Source organism: Herbaspirillum sp. CAH-3, assembly GCF_009668275.1.
Lineage (GTDB): Bacteria > Pseudomonadota > Gammaproteobacteria > Burkholderiales > Burkholderiaceae_D > Herbaspirillum > Herbaspirillum aquaticum.
In genome coordinates, this window is sequence record NZ_VSWE01000005.1 from 129798 (window position 1) to 142286 (window position 12489).

Genomic DNA, 12489 nt, shown 5'->3' on the forward strand with positions numbered 1-12489 from the left:
ACCCCATGGCCCTCATCCAGACCCTGTTGCACTACGCCAGCTATCTCGCCGCCTTCTATGCCCTGTACCTGCTGGCGGGCAGCCTGGCGTTCGGGGCCGTGCTGTGGCAGAAGGTCTACGGCAAGGCGCAGCGCCAGCCGGTGCCGGTGCGCGTGCGTGTCCATCACGAGCGCATTGAAAGCCGTGAGCGTGATTCGTATTACCGCTGAAACGTGAACGCTGTCGTGCGCCAAACGTAGACAATCACTGTTGGATTGCAGGTCAGCCTGGGGCTGGATTCATTGAATCCAGCCCTTTGTCTTTGCGGTATCCGTGCAAGACGAAGACTGTCCGAGCGATTGCAGGCAAGATACGGTGCATGATAACCTAATTGGTGTAATACACTTACTAGGTTATACTCCGTTCATGGAAAAGAATTCGCCTCATTGCCCGCTTTCGACCGTGCGCGACTTGATCAGGCAGCAGCGCGTTGCTGCGACCCATACGGCAAAAGCAGGTGCGGCGGCTCTTGGCCTGGGCTTCATCGAGATGCTGGAGGTGGTGATGGCGCTGACCGAAGGCGACTTTCACAAAGCCATGACAACCCACGCGGATGACAAGGTTTGGCAGGATGTCTACAAGCCGATGACCCACGTAGGCCAGCTCTACGTCAAGCTGACCGTGGTGAATTCCCTGCTGATTGTTTCCTTCAAGGAGAAATGAGATGAAATGCCCCACCTGCGGTGCCGCTGAAATGGTGCACGATACCCGTGACCTGCCCTATACCTACAAGGGTGAAACCACGACCATCTCAGCTGTAACCGGTGATTTCTGCCCGGCCTGCGGCGAGTCCATCACCGACTTCGACGAGTCGTCCCGCGTCTCTGCGGACATGCTGGCCTTCAACAGGGAGGTGAACGCCACCCGCATTGAACCGGCAGAAATTGCCGAAACGCGCGTGGCGCTCAAGCTCAGCCAGCGCGATGCAAGCGTGCTGTTCGGCGGCGGCATCAATGCCTTCAACCGATACGAGGCTGGCGCCACGCGACCGCCCCTTTCGCTGGTGCAGCTGCTGCGCCTGCTGCGCAATCATCCCGAGTTGCTTGAAGAAGTGCGGACAAATTCCCCGGCCGCTGCCCAGGCACTCCCCTTGGGCATCAAGAAGCCCATGGCGAAGCCGCTTCCGGCAGCGCTGCGCCGCTGATCTGCATCCAACCCGCAGCCGGGCGAGTCGCAAGAAGCAAAGATGCTCTTATAGCCTCATCGGAAGGGGCGCTTGAGCACCTCAAAACAACTCCTGCTGCGGCGAAGTCACCGCCGCAAAGCTGTCTCCCACGAAGACCAGGATGGCATCGGCCACCGGCGCCAGCTGGCGCTCCAGGTAGTGGCCGTAATCGATGGCGGCGCGGCGCTTTTCCAGCGGCTCGGGACCGGCGGTCGTCATGACGTAGTTGATCCAGCCACCTTGCTGGTACTGCAGCGGACGTCCGCCCTCCTCGTTGACCTGGTCAGCCATGCGGGCTGCGCGTACATGCGGAGGCACGTTCTTTTCGTAATGGTCGAGCTGGCGGCGCAGGCGCTTGCGATACACCAGCAGTTCATCCAGCTTTCCCGCCAGCAGCTCAGCCACATAGCCGGTGATGAAATCGCGATAGGGCTCGCCCCGGAAAATGCGTAGGTACAGCTCCTGCTGGAAGCGCTGCGCCAGGGGTGACCAGTCGGTGCGCACTGCTTCCAGGCCCTTGTAGGTCACCTTGTCCTGGCCCTCCGGCGTGCGCACGTACCCTGCGTAGCGCTTTTTGCTGCCGGTATCGGCGCCGCGCACATGCGGCATCAGGAAGCGCTGGTAATGCACCTCGAACTGCAATTCCAGCGCGCTTTCCAGTTGATACTGGCTGGCCAGGTGGACGCGCCACCAGTCATTGATGCGCGCGGTCAGCTGCAGTCCGATCCGGCGTGCCTCCTCATCGCCATGGGGCCGGCGCAGCCAGACGAAGGTGGAATCGGTGTCGCCATAGATGACTTCGTAACCCGCTTCCTCGATCAGCTCGCGCGTGCGATGCATGATGTCGTGCCCGCGCCGGGTGATGGAGGACGCCAGCCGCGAATCGAAGAACCGGCAGCCGGTCGAGCCCAGCACGCCGTAGAAGGAATTCATGATGATCTTCAGCGCTTGCTGCAGCGGCTTGTTGCCTTGCGCCTTGGCGGCTTCGCGGCCCTGCCAGATCTGTTCGATGATGGCCGGCAGGCTGTGGCTGCGGCGCGAGAAGCGCGCACCGTTGTAGCCCGGCACGGTGTGGCCCTCGGGTTCATTCAAGGTGCCATCGACCAGTCCCACCGGATCGATCAGGAAGCTGCGGATGATGCTGGGATACAGGCTCTTGTAGTCCAGCACGATCACCGAGTCATACAGGCCCGCGCGCGAATCCATCACGAACCCGCCCGGACTGGCCAGCGCCTCGGCATCGCCCAGGTTGGGCGCGACGTAGCCCTTGCGATGCATGTGCGGCAGGTACAGGTGCGTGAAGGCGGCCACCGAGCCGCCGCTGCGGTCGGCCTGCAGCCCGGTCACGCTGGCGCGTTCCAGCAGGAAGGAAAGGATGTCGGTCTTCCCGAAGATGCGCGTGACCAGTTCGCAATCCTTGAGGTTGTAAGTGGCCAGGGCCGCCTTGTCCTCGTTGAACATGCGGTCGATCTCATCCATGCGCTGGTAAGGAGTGGCGATGGCCTTGCCTTCCCCCAGCAGCGATTGCGCCACGTTCTCGAGGCTGAAGGACGGAAAATTCCAGAATGCCCCGCGCAGGCTTTCGATCCCGTCGATCACCAGGCGGCCGGCTGCATTGACCAGCAGGTGGTTGGCGCGCATGCCGTGCTCGCGCCATTCCAGCGCTCGTCCGCCACGGCCCAGGCGCAGGGTGGCCTGGTATTTCTGGGCCTGCTTCTGCAGCACGTTCAGGTCGAACTGGATGAGGTTCCAGCCGATGAGCGCATCCGGGTCATGCCGCGCAACCCAGGCATTGAGGCAGTCGATCAGTTCCTTGCGGCTGTGGCAGAACTGCAGTTCGAAATCCACTGCATCGACCGCACCGCTGGGCGGCCCCAGCGCATAGACGCTGCGCTGGCCGCAACCTTCGATGGCGATGCTGTAGAGCTCGCCCTGCCAGCTGGTTTCGATATCCAGCGACGCCAGCTTCAGGGGTGGACGATAGCCTGGCAAGGCACGGATGCGTGCATCAACCAGCACCCCATGGCCATCGTCCACGCCCTGGAAGGCCACGGGCGCATTGATGAAGCGTTCCATCAGGTAGCGCTCGGGCGGGCGGATGTCGGCTTCGTAGACGCTGATGCCGGCGGCGACCAGGGTCTTTTCCATCTTCAGCAGCTTGCGATACTGGCGCGCATACAAGCCCAGCACCGGGCGCTGGCTCACATCCTTCAAGTGTTCCAGGGCGCGCAGCTCCATGCCGGGCTCGTTGGCGATCAAGGCCTGCACGCGTTCGGCCTGTGCCTGCGGCACGAAGGCCACGGCCGTCTGCGGCGGCAGGCGCAGGCATTGCGGACCGTCGTCGGTGGCCACCCACAGCTCGATCTCCACCCCGGCCGGCGTATCGCGCCAGTGCCGGGACAGCAGGAAGCCCGCGCGCTCGCCGGGGCGCAGGGAAGCAGCAGGAAGAGCAAGGGCTTGGTCGGTCACCGTCAGTCGTGGGGTGTGCGGATGGAGTCGGGATTCTACTTGGATGTGCGCGCACGTGCGCGAGGGCGGGAGCGCGCGAGGGCAATTGTGAAGAAGGCCCAACATGCTTTTTCAGCTGCAAAGATTTTAAAAAAATTCCCTGTCTTCTCCGCGTTTTGCGCCCCCGGTGGCGGTGCGATGCTGGCGCCCATCACGTCCCCGCAATACGGAGAGTCTCGCCATGAAAGTCCTGCCCCTCATCCTCCTGCTCAGCAGCACCAGCGTGCTGGGCGTCCTGCAGCTGCCGACAGCCCACGCCGCCAGCTTCGATTGCAGCCGCGCCGGGTCGGCCAATGAAAAGGCCATCTGCCGTGATGCCGAGCTCTCGGCGCTGGACGATCAACTGGGCCGCGCCTATCGCCGGGCGCGGCAGGCAGCGACGGACGTGCGTGCTTTCCGCAGCGCCAGCGACGCGCAATGGCGCTGGCGGGAGGACAATTGCCACGACCGCGACTGCCTGCTGGCCTGGTACCAACGCCGCCAGGGCGAACTGGAGGCCTTGGCAGCGCCGGCAGGCAATGACAAGCCAACCGCAGCAGCGGGCGCGCCGGCACCTGCCCTGGCTGCGCTGGCGCCGCCTCAGGCGCAACCAGTCGCGCTGCCGGCGACGCCGGCCTTGCGGCTGGGCCTGGACGCGCGCCAGATCGATCACCTGGCACCGGCCGGCAGCACGCCCTGGCCGCATTACGCGCGCGCCGAGCACGGCCAGTACTTCTATCGTGACCCCGACGCAGGCGAGACGCAGCCGCTGGTAGCGGTGCGCTACTACGGCATGGAGAACGGCCAGCACATCCTCGAAGCCGTGCGCGGCCAGACCGTGCTGCGCTACACCTGCAGCGCCGATTGCCGCTACATTGCCCGGCTGGCGCTGCCCGGCGACGTGGAAAAGGACACGGTGATCGTCAGCAACGACCGCGCCTCGCTGCCCTCGCTGATCGTGGCCGATGCGCTCAATGGCTTGCTGGCCCCGGTGCAGTCGCGCTAGGGCCAAGCTTGAGTTTGCGCGCTTGTCCTACACGTGATTGCGAAGGCGGATGACAGGCGGGAGCATGCGCCACGGGCATACTGCGCAACATCGAGCATGGTGCGCATGCTCCCCTTGCCCTGGCGAGAAGCTCCTATGAAGAAAATCGAATTCGACGGTTACCTGCTGGTCTACCAGGCCGATGATAGCGAAGGCCGCTGGAAAGGCTCTTACGCGATCCTGAAGGATCGTGCAGAGATCACCCGGGGCTCGCTGCCCCTGGCGGCGCACTCGGAAGACGACGCCGTCGGCGAGATCCTGGCAGCAGCGCGGCGCCAGACCCGCAGCGCAATGGCCGCCTAGCCCCCCCCTCCTCCTGCTACACCACGACTTCCCGCAAGCTGCGGCGATGGGCCAGCTCCATCAGCCGCCGCAAGGCGTGGACGAGCTCGAAGCGGCTGCGCGAACGCCCCAGCGAAATGCGGATGTGCGGCGCCATGCCGCGCTGTGCCTCGGGCTCGCCGGCCACGAAACTGGCCTGCGATACCACGTTCAAACCGGCCTCCCGGGCCCGGCCCACGAAATCCTGCCCCTTCCAATGAGCCGGCAGCGCCTTCCAGAGATGGATGCCGCCGCTGTCGGCCAGGCTCTCGTCACCTAGCGTACGCAGGGCCAACTCCTGCCGCGCCCAGGCTTCCTGCCGGATACCGGTGGCCAGCGTGGCGGCGGTGCCATCGTGTATCCACTGGGTCGATAGCGCCGTGGTCAGTGGCGTGGACATCAGCACGAAGGAACGCAATGCGGCCAGCACCTCATCCTGCGCCTGTCCTTCCGGGGTGAGCACGTAGGCGGTCCGCAATCCCGGCAGCAGGCACTTGGCCAGCGTGGACACGTAGAACACGTGCCGCGGCGCATAGTGTGCCAGCGGCCTGGGCGCATGCACGGCGAAGCGCCAGTAGGGATCATCCTCGATGATGCGCAAATCCAGCCGCGTGGCCACCGCTGCGATCTCGGCACGGCGTGTGGCCGGCATGGTGTGGGTGGTCGGGTTCTGCAGGGTGGGATTGAGATAGACCAGGCGCGCGCCGTGCTTGCGCACCATGGTCGTGAGCAGGTCGGGACGCATGCCTTCGTGATCGACGCCCACCGCCACCACGCGCCGTCCCAATTGCGCCGCTGCCGCCAGCAAGCCGGGATAGGCCAGCGGCTCGGCCAGGATGGTGTCGCCCGGCCGGGTCTGCGACAGCAGCAAGGCGGCCAGGGCCGACTGTGCGCCCGGGCAAGCCAGCACCCGGCTGTCATCGACCGGGCCCAGCATGTCCTGCAGCCACATGGCGCCGGCGGCGCGGTCGGTGCTGCTGCCGCCGCCCAGGTGGTAGGTCATCAGCAGGTCGACGTCGCTGTGCATCAGTACCTGTGACACGCCCTGCCGCAGCAGGTCGTCCAGGTCGATCCCGGTGGGCGGCGGCGGTATGTTCATCGACAGGTCGATCACCTGGCTCAAATCCACCTTGGGGGCGGCCACGAAGGTACCGGCCGCGCCGCGCCCTTCGAGCAGCTGGCGGCGGCGCGCCTCGCCATAGGCGCGCGTGACCGTGGTGAGATCGACCTGCAGGCGCTCGGCCAGCATCCGCTGCGGCGGCAGGCGGTCACCCGGTTTGAGCCGCTCATCGGCAATGGCCTGCTCCATGAAGCCGACGATTTGCAGGTAGCGCGGGCCGCCATGGGCGGAAAAGCGGGCAATCCAGTGCAGGGAGGGATCTGTTGCGTGCGGGGGTTCCGGTCTGGCCATGAGCATCCTGGGTGAAGTTGCCCGCAGGGCTGGCTGCGGGCCGGCCGTCTAGTATGGATGCATGACCAACAAAAATCCATACATCGCAACTTCCCTTTGTACCAAGGCTTTGCGGGCGACCTGGCTCATGCCGTGGCCGTACGCATCCATTCCCTGGCATCTTCCCCGGCCGCGATGCGCATCGGTGCGGCCGGATCGGTGGCGGCCTCCCAGACGGCCTGGGCCACGTCGCTGGCGTGGGTGATCTGGCCATGGTCCTGGAAATTGCTGAACACCTGGGCAGCCAGCGGGCCATAGGCATCCGGGATGGCGCCCTCCATGCGCGGGCGGGCATTGTCGGCGAAGCGCGTATGCGGTGCCCGGCCCGGCAAGACCAGGCGGGCCTGTACGCCCACGCTGGCCAGCTCCAGCGCGACCGATTCGGTGAAGGCATTCACGGCCGCCTTGCTGGCCGTGTAGACCGCCAGCAGCGGCAGCGAGCGCAGGGTCACCGAGGACGTAACATTGACGATCACCCCCGCAGCGCGCTGGCGCATCTGCGGGATCACGGCCTGGGTCATGGCGATGCTGCCCAGGGTGTTGGTCTCGAAGATCTCGCGCACCTGCTCCATGGGCTGGGCTTCGACGGCGGCCAGCGCGCCGATACCGGCATTGTTGACCAGTACGTCGACGGGCCCGGCCTGGCTGAGGGCTGCGGCGATGCTGGCGGCGCTGGTCACGTCCAGCGGCAGGATGCGCAGGTTTGGCGAGGCCGGCAGCAGGTCGCTGCGCGGTGTGCGCATGGTGGCGATGACCTGCCAGTCACGTTGCAGGAAGTAGCTTGCGATTTCCAGGCCGAAGCCGGACGAACAGCCAGTGATGAGGACGGTTTTCATGAACGTTTCCTTGTGGTGTGGGAGAGGACAAGGCAAAGCATAGGCGCTGATCACCGGACTTGCTACAATCAGGAGTCCATCATTCATTTGCAATCGTCCAGCCATGTCCGACACCGCATTGTCCGATCCCCTGGCCGAAGTGGTCGGCCTGCTGCGGCCCGCCGCCCGCTACACCAAGTATGTGCAAGGCGCCGGCGGCTGGCGCGTACAGCGCTCGCGGCCGGAGCTGGCCTTCTATTGCGCCGTGCTGGAAGGCAGTTGCCGCATTCTGCGCGCATGGCCGGGTGTGGGTCCCGGGGATGAAGGCATCGTGCTGCATGCAGGGGATTTTTTCCTGGCACCTGCCATGCAAGGATTTACCCTGGCCAGCATGGCGGAGTGCGAGGACGCCGTCCTCGACGAAGACAATCCCCCGCCGCGCCTGCCCGATGGCCGCTATCACCTGGGCACTCTGGGCCTGCCGCCGGAGGTACAGCTGGTGGTGGGCCATTGCGTCTTCGAGTCGCCCGACACGCCGCTGCTGCTGTCGCTGCTGCCCAGCCTGGTGGTGGCGCGGGCACACGCGCGGCTGGCAACGCTGGTGCAACTGGTGGGCGACGAATACCGCGCCGAACGCCCGGCCCGTGATGTGGTGCTGGCGCGCCTGCTGGAGGTGCTGCTGATCGAAGCCCTGCGCTCCAGCGCCGATGCCGGCGCTGCTGCCTCCCCCGGCCTGCTGCGCGGCCTGGGCGATGTACGGCTCGCCTCGGCCCTGCGATCCATACATGCACATCCCGCCGAGGATTGGAGCGTGGCGCGACTGGCGCGCGCAGCCGCCTTGTCACGGTCGTCCTTCTTCGAACGCTTCCGCCGCGAAGTCGGGCTGGCGCCCATGGAATACCTGCTGGCCTGGCGCATGGCACTGGCCAAGCGACTGTTGCTGCGCGATGACGGCTCCATGGCGGAAGTCGCGCAACAGGTCGGCTACAGCTCGGCGTCCACCTTCAGTGTGGCCTTCAGCCGCCATGTGGGCGTGCCGCCTTCGGTATTCGCCCGCCAGGGCAGCAGCTAGGCGGCAACGAATCCCACTCGCTCCATGGTGCCGATATGCATGCTCAGCAGCTGCACGGCACGGTCGGTCTTCTTGTCGCGCAGGGCCTCGATGATGAGGCGGTGGTCGTGATCCGAGCGCGGCTGCCAGCCGCGCTTGAAGCCGGTCGAAAACAGATAGCGTGAATTGGTCAGCTGCAGCTGCTTCAACACCGCCAGCAGGCGCGGCATGCCGCATTCGCTGGAGAGGATGTCGTGGAACAGGTTGTTGGCGGCATCCCATTCGATGAGCGAGGCAGCCTGGGCGCAGGCGTCCTGGGCCTCTTCCAGGCGGGCGATGTGCTGCGGCCCGAACTTGCGCACGCTGTGGCGCAGGGCCAGGATTTCCAGCGCGCCGCGCATCTCCGCATTTTCCTTGACCGCGGCCCGGTCTACCTGCGTCACCCTTACCCCGCGACGGGGCAAAGTGAGTACCAATCCCTGTGCCTCCAGCTGGCGAAATGCTTCCCGCACGGGTACGTGGCTGGACTGGAATTCCTGGGCCACGTGATCCTGCCGCAGCGCCGCCCCACCTGCGATATCGCCGCGAATGATGCGCGTGCGCAGCACCTCGGCAATGCGTTCAACGGTGCTGGGATGCTCGGTTTGGTGCGCCATATATTTATAGATAATCTATGAAAAAAGAAATTGTTCTACGAAATTGAGCGAAGTTAGAATCCGCCGACGTTGAATTCTAAGCCTTTTCACTCACGGACCGGATTTTATCGATGAGCCAGTGCCCCGCCCCTTCCGCTGCCAACGGCCACCAGGCCAGCGCGCCGCTGCATTTCCACCGCCCAGCTGCGGCCATTGATGGCAGCGCCGTCGCGCAGCTTTTCGAGCTGCCCTTCCTCGACCTGCTGTACCGCGCCCAGACGGTGCATCGGCAACACCATCGGCCCAACGAAGTCCAGCTCTCCAGCCTGTTGTCGATCAAGACCGGGGGCTGCGCCGAAGACTGCGGCTACTGCTCGCAATCGGCGCATCACAAGGAGGCCAAGGTCCCGGCCGGCAAGCTCATGGGCGTGGACCAGGTGGTGCAGGCGGCGCAAGCCGCGCGCGACCAGGGCGCCACCCGTTTCTGCATGGGTGCCGCCTGGCGCAACCCCAAGGAGCGGGACATGGCCGCCCTCACCGAGATGGTCAGCCAGGTGCGCGCGCTGGGGCTGGAAACCTGCATGACGCTGGGCATGCTGGAGCAGGCCCAGGCCGAGGCGCTCAAGCAGGCCGGGCTGGACTACTACAACCACAACCTCGATACCGCCCCCGATTTCTATGGCCAGGTGATCTCCACCCGCACCTACCAGGACCGGCTGCAGACCCTGCAACGGGTGCAGGACGCCGGCCTGAACGTGTGCTGCGGCGGCATCATCGGCATGGGCGAGACACGCGCCCAGCGCGCCGGGCTGATCGCCCAGATGGCCAGCCTGCCGGTGCCGCCGCAGTCAGTGCCCATCAATCACCTGGTGCCCATTGCCGGCACGCCCCTGCAGGATGTGGCGCCGCTGGACGAATTCGAATTCGTGCGCACGGTCGCCGTGGCCCGCATCGCCTTGCCGCATGCGGTCATTCGCCTCTCGGCCGGACGCGAAAGCATGGGCGACGCGACCCAGGCACTGTGCTTTGCAGCGGGAGCCAACTCCATCTTCCTGGGTGCCAAGCTGCTGACCACGGCCAATGCACCGGTCTCCGCCGACCGCGACCTGTTGCAGCGCCTGGGCCTGCAGGCGGCGCCTGCGGCTGCCTGATGCACCTGCACTGGAGCACCGCGTATTGCGGCGGGGCCTGGGTCATCAGCGGCTACGAGGAAGTGGCCAGCGCGCTGCGTGATCCCCGCTTCACCGTGCGACGGGCGGCGCGCTGGATCAACAGCGCTCTCGGCGAGCGCAGCGACGATGACTGCGACCAGCAGGCGCAGCAGCGCTTCAAGCGGCTCTTTTCGCGTTCGCTGCTGTTCCTTGACGGACGCGCCCATCGCCGCCTGCGCGGTGTGCTCAATCCGGGCTTCAAGCCGGCTGAGCTGCAAGCGCAGCGCGCGGGCATTACCGCACTGGCGCATCGCTTGATCGATGACATCGTCGCTGATCCGAAGTCAGCAAACGGATTCGACTTCATCGGGCGTTTTGCACGGCCACTGCCCGCGCTGGTGATTGCGCAATTGCTGGGATTGCCGGATCGCGTGCCTGCGCAGTTCATCGATTGGGCCGCCGATCTCGCCGCCTTCATCGGCAGCCCGACACCGGATGCAGCACAAACGCGCGCCGCGCAAGACGCCCTGGCGGAGCTGTGCCAGTTCTTCACGCAGGTGCTGGAACGCCCTGCCGACCTGGCCCCTGGCTGCCTCGTGAGCACGCTGCTGCAAGCCCACCAGGACCGCCAGCTGAACCGCACCGAATTGCTGGCACAGTGCTGCACCCTGCTCTTTGCCGGCTACGAAACCACACGCAATTTGCTGGGCAACGGACTGCTGGCCTTGCTGCAGCATCCGGACCAATGGGCAGCCCTGAAGGCACAGCAAGACGATACGGCGGCGTTGCGCCTGGCCGTGCGCGAGATGCTGCGCCATGACAGTCCGGTGCAATACACGGGTCGGCGCCTGCTGCAGGATGTGGCAATGGGCGGACAGACCTTGCGGCGCGGGCAACTGGCCATCCTGCATATCGGCCAGGCCAATCATGACGCGCGGCGCTTCAGCGAGCCCCATCGCTTTGATATCCGGCGCGACGAGGGCATGCACCTGTCTTTTGGCCAAGGGCCTCACGTCTGCCTGGGTGCGGCGCTGACGCAGCTGGAAGCCGAGATCGCCTTCAGCGCCCTGATACAGCGCCTGCCTGCGCTCACACTCGCCGACACGCCACCGATCTGGCAAGACAATGCCGCCTACCGGGCACTGGACCGCTTGTCTGTATTTTTCTGAAAGCACTTCCATGCAAGATTTCACCACCGGGCTGGAGGCCCTGGCCAGCCAGAGCCTGCTGCGCACACGGCGCGTGGTCGAGGGGCCGCAAGGTCCGCTGCTGCAGGTCGATGGCACCCAGGAGCTGTCCTTCTGCAGCAACGATTACCTGGGCCTGGCCAACCATCCCGCCCTCATTGCCGCTGCCACCGACGCCCTGCAACGCTACGGCATGGGCGCCGGCGCCTCGCCCCTGATCAGCGGCCACAGCCGCGCCCATGAATCGCTGGAAAGCGAACTGGCCGCCTTTGTCGGCATGCCTTCGGCCCTGGTGTTCGGCAGTGGCTACATGGCCAACCTCGGGGTCACGGCAGCGCTGGTGGGCAAAGGAGATACCGTCATCGTGGATCGCCTCGCCCATGCATCGTTGATCGATGGAGCGCGCTTGTCCGGGGCCAGCCTGAAGGTGTTCCCGCACAACGATGCAGTACGCCTGGAGCAGGTGCTGGCCCGCTGCACCACCGGGCGCAAGCTGGTGCTCACCGATGCCGTCTTCAGCATGGATGGCGACCTGGCACCGCTGGTCGAACTGGTGGCAGTCTGCGGCCGGCACGATGCCTGGCTGCTGGTGGATGATGCCCACGGCCTGGGGGTGCTCGGCCCGCAAGGACGCGGCAGCCTGGCCCTGGCCGGGGTGCGCGCAGCGCATGTGCTGACCATGGGGACGCTGGGCAAGGCAGCCGGGGTAGCCGGGGCCTTCGTCGCGGGCGATGCTGGCGTGCTTGCATGGATCCTGCAGCGGGCGCGTACCTACATGTTCAGCACGGCCCATCCGCCCGCATTGGCGGCCGCCACCTCGGCCAGCCTCGCGCTGATCGCGCGCGAAGACTGGCGGCGCGAACGGCTGCAGGCACTGGCCGCGCAATTGCGCGCGGGCCTGGCCGGCCTGCCCTGGTCGCTGCTGCCTTCGGCCACCGCGATCCAGCCGCTGATCGTGGGCGAGAACGCCGCCGCCCGCGCGCTCTCGGCCGCCCTGCGCGCACAAGGCATCTGGGTGCCGGCGATCTGTCCGCCCACGGTACCCAAGGGGACCGCGCGGCTGCGCATCAGCCTGTCGGCCCTGCACACTTCGGCTGACGTGGCGCGCCTGGTGGCCGCGTTGACCGCATTGGCCTGAGGAGA

The 12489-nt window shown here is 65.9% G+C and carries 13 protein-coding genes; 9 read left to right on the forward strand and 4 right to left on the reverse strand.

Annotated elements, in window-relative coordinates; genetic code table 11:
• The first annotated feature begins 5 nt into the window (after positions 1-5).
• The 3 genes from FYB76_RS08025 (at position 6) to FYB76_RS08035 (ending at position 1183) form a co-directional block, all read left to right on the forward strand.
• Positions 6-209: a hypothetical protein gene (locus tag FYB76_RS08025; RefSeq protein ID WP_088754456.1), complete on the forward strand. Its 204-nt coding sequence runs from the start codon at positions 6-8 to the stop codon at positions 207-209.
• A gap of 196 nt (positions 210-405) precedes the next feature.
• Positions 406-702 carry a type II toxin-antitoxin system MqsR family toxin gene (locus tag FYB76_RS08030; protein ID WP_154133296.1) on the forward strand — a complete coding sequence of 99 codons (297 nt, stop codon included), beginning with the start codon at positions 406-408 and terminating at the stop codon, positions 700-702.
• Position 703: 1 nt separating this feature from the next.
• Positions 704-1183: a type II TA system antitoxin MqsA family protein gene (locus tag FYB76_RS08035; protein WP_154133297.1), complete on the forward strand. Its 480-nt coding sequence runs from the start codon at positions 704-706 to the stop codon at positions 1181-1183.
• A gap of 81 nt (positions 1184-1264) precedes the next feature.
• Here FYB76_RS08035 and FYB76_RS08040 read toward each other — a convergent pair whose 3' ends face one another.
• Positions 1265-3673, reverse strand: a complete 2409-nt coding sequence (locus FYB76_RS08040; RefSeq protein ID WP_370516323.1) for a DNA polymerase II — start codon at positions 3671-3673, stop codon at positions 1265-1267.
• A gap of 220 nt (positions 3674-3893) precedes the next feature.
• Between FYB76_RS08040 and FYB76_RS08045 the strand changes: the two genes are divergently transcribed.
• Complete coding sequence (locus FYB76_RS08045; RefSeq protein WP_154133298.1) at positions 3894-4697, forward strand: hypothetical protein; 804 nt, start codon at positions 3894-3896, stop codon at positions 4695-4697.
• Positions 4698-4832: 135 nt separating this feature from the next.
• Positions 4833-5039 (forward strand): hypothetical protein, encoded by a 207-nt coding sequence (locus tag FYB76_RS08050; RefSeq protein WP_088754454.1) that lies wholly within the window; start codon positions 4833-4835, stop codon positions 5037-5039.
• A 16-nt stretch (positions 5040-5055) separates the two neighbouring features.
• On the opposite strand, the gene FYB76_RS08055 is transcribed toward FYB76_RS08050, so the two are convergent.
• Positions 5056-6468: a PLP-dependent aminotransferase family protein gene (locus tag FYB76_RS08055; protein WP_154133299.1), complete on the reverse strand. Its 1413-nt coding sequence runs from the start codon at positions 6466-6468 to the stop codon at positions 5056-5058.
• A 125-nt stretch (positions 6469-6593) separates the two neighbouring features.
• Positions 6594-7343 carry an SDR family oxidoreductase gene (locus FYB76_RS08060; RefSeq protein ID WP_154133300.1) on the reverse strand — a complete coding sequence of 250 codons (750 nt, stop codon included), beginning with the start codon at positions 7341-7343 and terminating at the stop codon, positions 6594-6596.
• A 103-nt stretch (positions 7344-7446) separates the two neighbouring features.
• Here FYB76_RS08060 and FYB76_RS08065 point away from each other — a divergent pair, with 103 nt between their 5' ends.
• Positions 7447-8394 (forward strand): AraC family transcriptional regulator, encoded by a 948-nt coding sequence (locus FYB76_RS08065; RefSeq protein WP_154133301.1) that lies wholly within the window; start codon positions 7447-7449, stop codon positions 8392-8394.
• On the opposite strand, the gene FYB76_RS08070 is transcribed toward FYB76_RS08065, so the two are convergent.
• Entirely contained in the window at positions 8391-9029 is a 639-nt protein-coding gene (locus tag FYB76_RS08070; protein ID WP_088754450.1) for a GntR family transcriptional regulator, read from the reverse strand. The two genes, FYB76_RS08065 and FYB76_RS08070, sit on opposite strands and share 4 nt — an antisense overlap.
• Positions 9030-9139: 110 nt before the next feature.
• On the opposite strand from FYB76_RS08070, the gene bioB reads away from it, so the two are divergent.
• Genes bioB through bioF form a run of 3 tightly spaced genes read left to right on the forward strand, consistent with a single transcriptional unit; the run spans position 9140 to position 12484 of the window.
• Positions 9140-10159: a biotin synthase BioB gene (gene bioB / locus FYB76_RS08075; protein ID WP_154133302.1), complete on the forward strand. Its 1020-nt coding sequence runs from the start codon at positions 9140-9142 to the stop codon at positions 10157-10159.
• Positions 10159-11328 carry a cytochrome P450 gene (locus FYB76_RS08080; protein ID WP_154133303.1) on the forward strand — a complete coding sequence of 390 codons (1170 nt, stop codon included), beginning with the start codon at positions 10159-10161 and terminating at the stop codon, positions 11326-11328. Before bioB ends, FYB76_RS08080 begins: the two co-directional genes overlap by 1 nt.
• Positions 11329-11338: 10 nt before the next feature.
• Positions 11339-12484: an 8-amino-7-oxononanoate synthase gene (bioF, locus tag FYB76_RS08085; RefSeq protein ID WP_154133304.1), complete on the forward strand. Its 1146-nt coding sequence runs from the start codon at positions 11339-11341 to the stop codon at positions 12482-12484.
• Positions 12485-12489: the final 5 nt, after the last annotated feature.

Excerpts from the sequence above, each read along its gene's own strand:
- FYB76_RS08035 (WP_154133297.1), top strand. The coding sequence starts at position 704 with ATGAAATGCCCCACCTGCGGTGCCGCTGAAATGGTGCACGATACCCGT.
- FYB76_RS08045 (WP_154133298.1), top strand. The coding sequence starts at position 3,894 with ATGAAAGTCCTGCCCCTCATCCTCCTGCTCAGCAGCACCAGCGTGCTG.
- FYB76_RS08070 (WP_088754450.1), bottom strand. The coding sequence starts at position 9,029 with ATGGCGCACCAAACCGAGCATCCCAGCACCGTTGAACGCATTGCCGAG.
- FYB76_RS08025 (WP_088754456.1), top strand. The coding sequence starts at position 6 with ATGGCCCTCATCCAGACCCTGTTGCACTACGCCAGCTATCTCGCCGCC.
- FYB76_RS08050 (WP_088754454.1), top strand. The coding sequence starts at position 4,833 with ATGAAGAAAATCGAATTCGACGGTTACCTGCTGGTCTACCAGGCCGAT.
- bioF (WP_154133304.1), top strand. The coding sequence starts at position 11,339 with ATGCAAGATTTCACCACCGGGCTGGAGGCCCTGGCCAGCCAGAGCCTG.
- bioB (WP_154133302.1), top strand. The coding sequence starts at position 9,140 with ATGAGCCAGTGCCCCGCCCCTTCCGCTGCCAACGGCCACCAGGCCAGC.
- FYB76_RS08060 (WP_154133300.1), bottom strand. The coding sequence starts at position 7,343 with ATGAAAACCGTCCTCATCACTGGCTGTTCGTCCGGCTTCGGCCTGGAA.
- FYB76_RS08065 (WP_154133301.1), top strand. The coding sequence starts at position 7,447 with ATGTCCGACACCGCATTGTCCGATCCCCTGGCCGAAGTGGTCGGCCTG.
- FYB76_RS08055 (WP_154133299.1), bottom strand. The coding sequence starts at position 6,468 with ATGGCCAGACCGGAACCCCCGCACGCAACAGATCCCTCCCTGCACTGG.
- FYB76_RS08030 (WP_154133296.1), top strand. The coding sequence starts at position 406 with ATGGAAAAGAATTCGCCTCATTGCCCGCTTTCGACCGTGCGCGACTTG.
- FYB76_RS08080 (WP_154133303.1), top strand. The coding sequence starts at position 10,159 with ATGCACCTGCACTGGAGCACCGCGTATTGCGGCGGGGCCTGGGTCATC.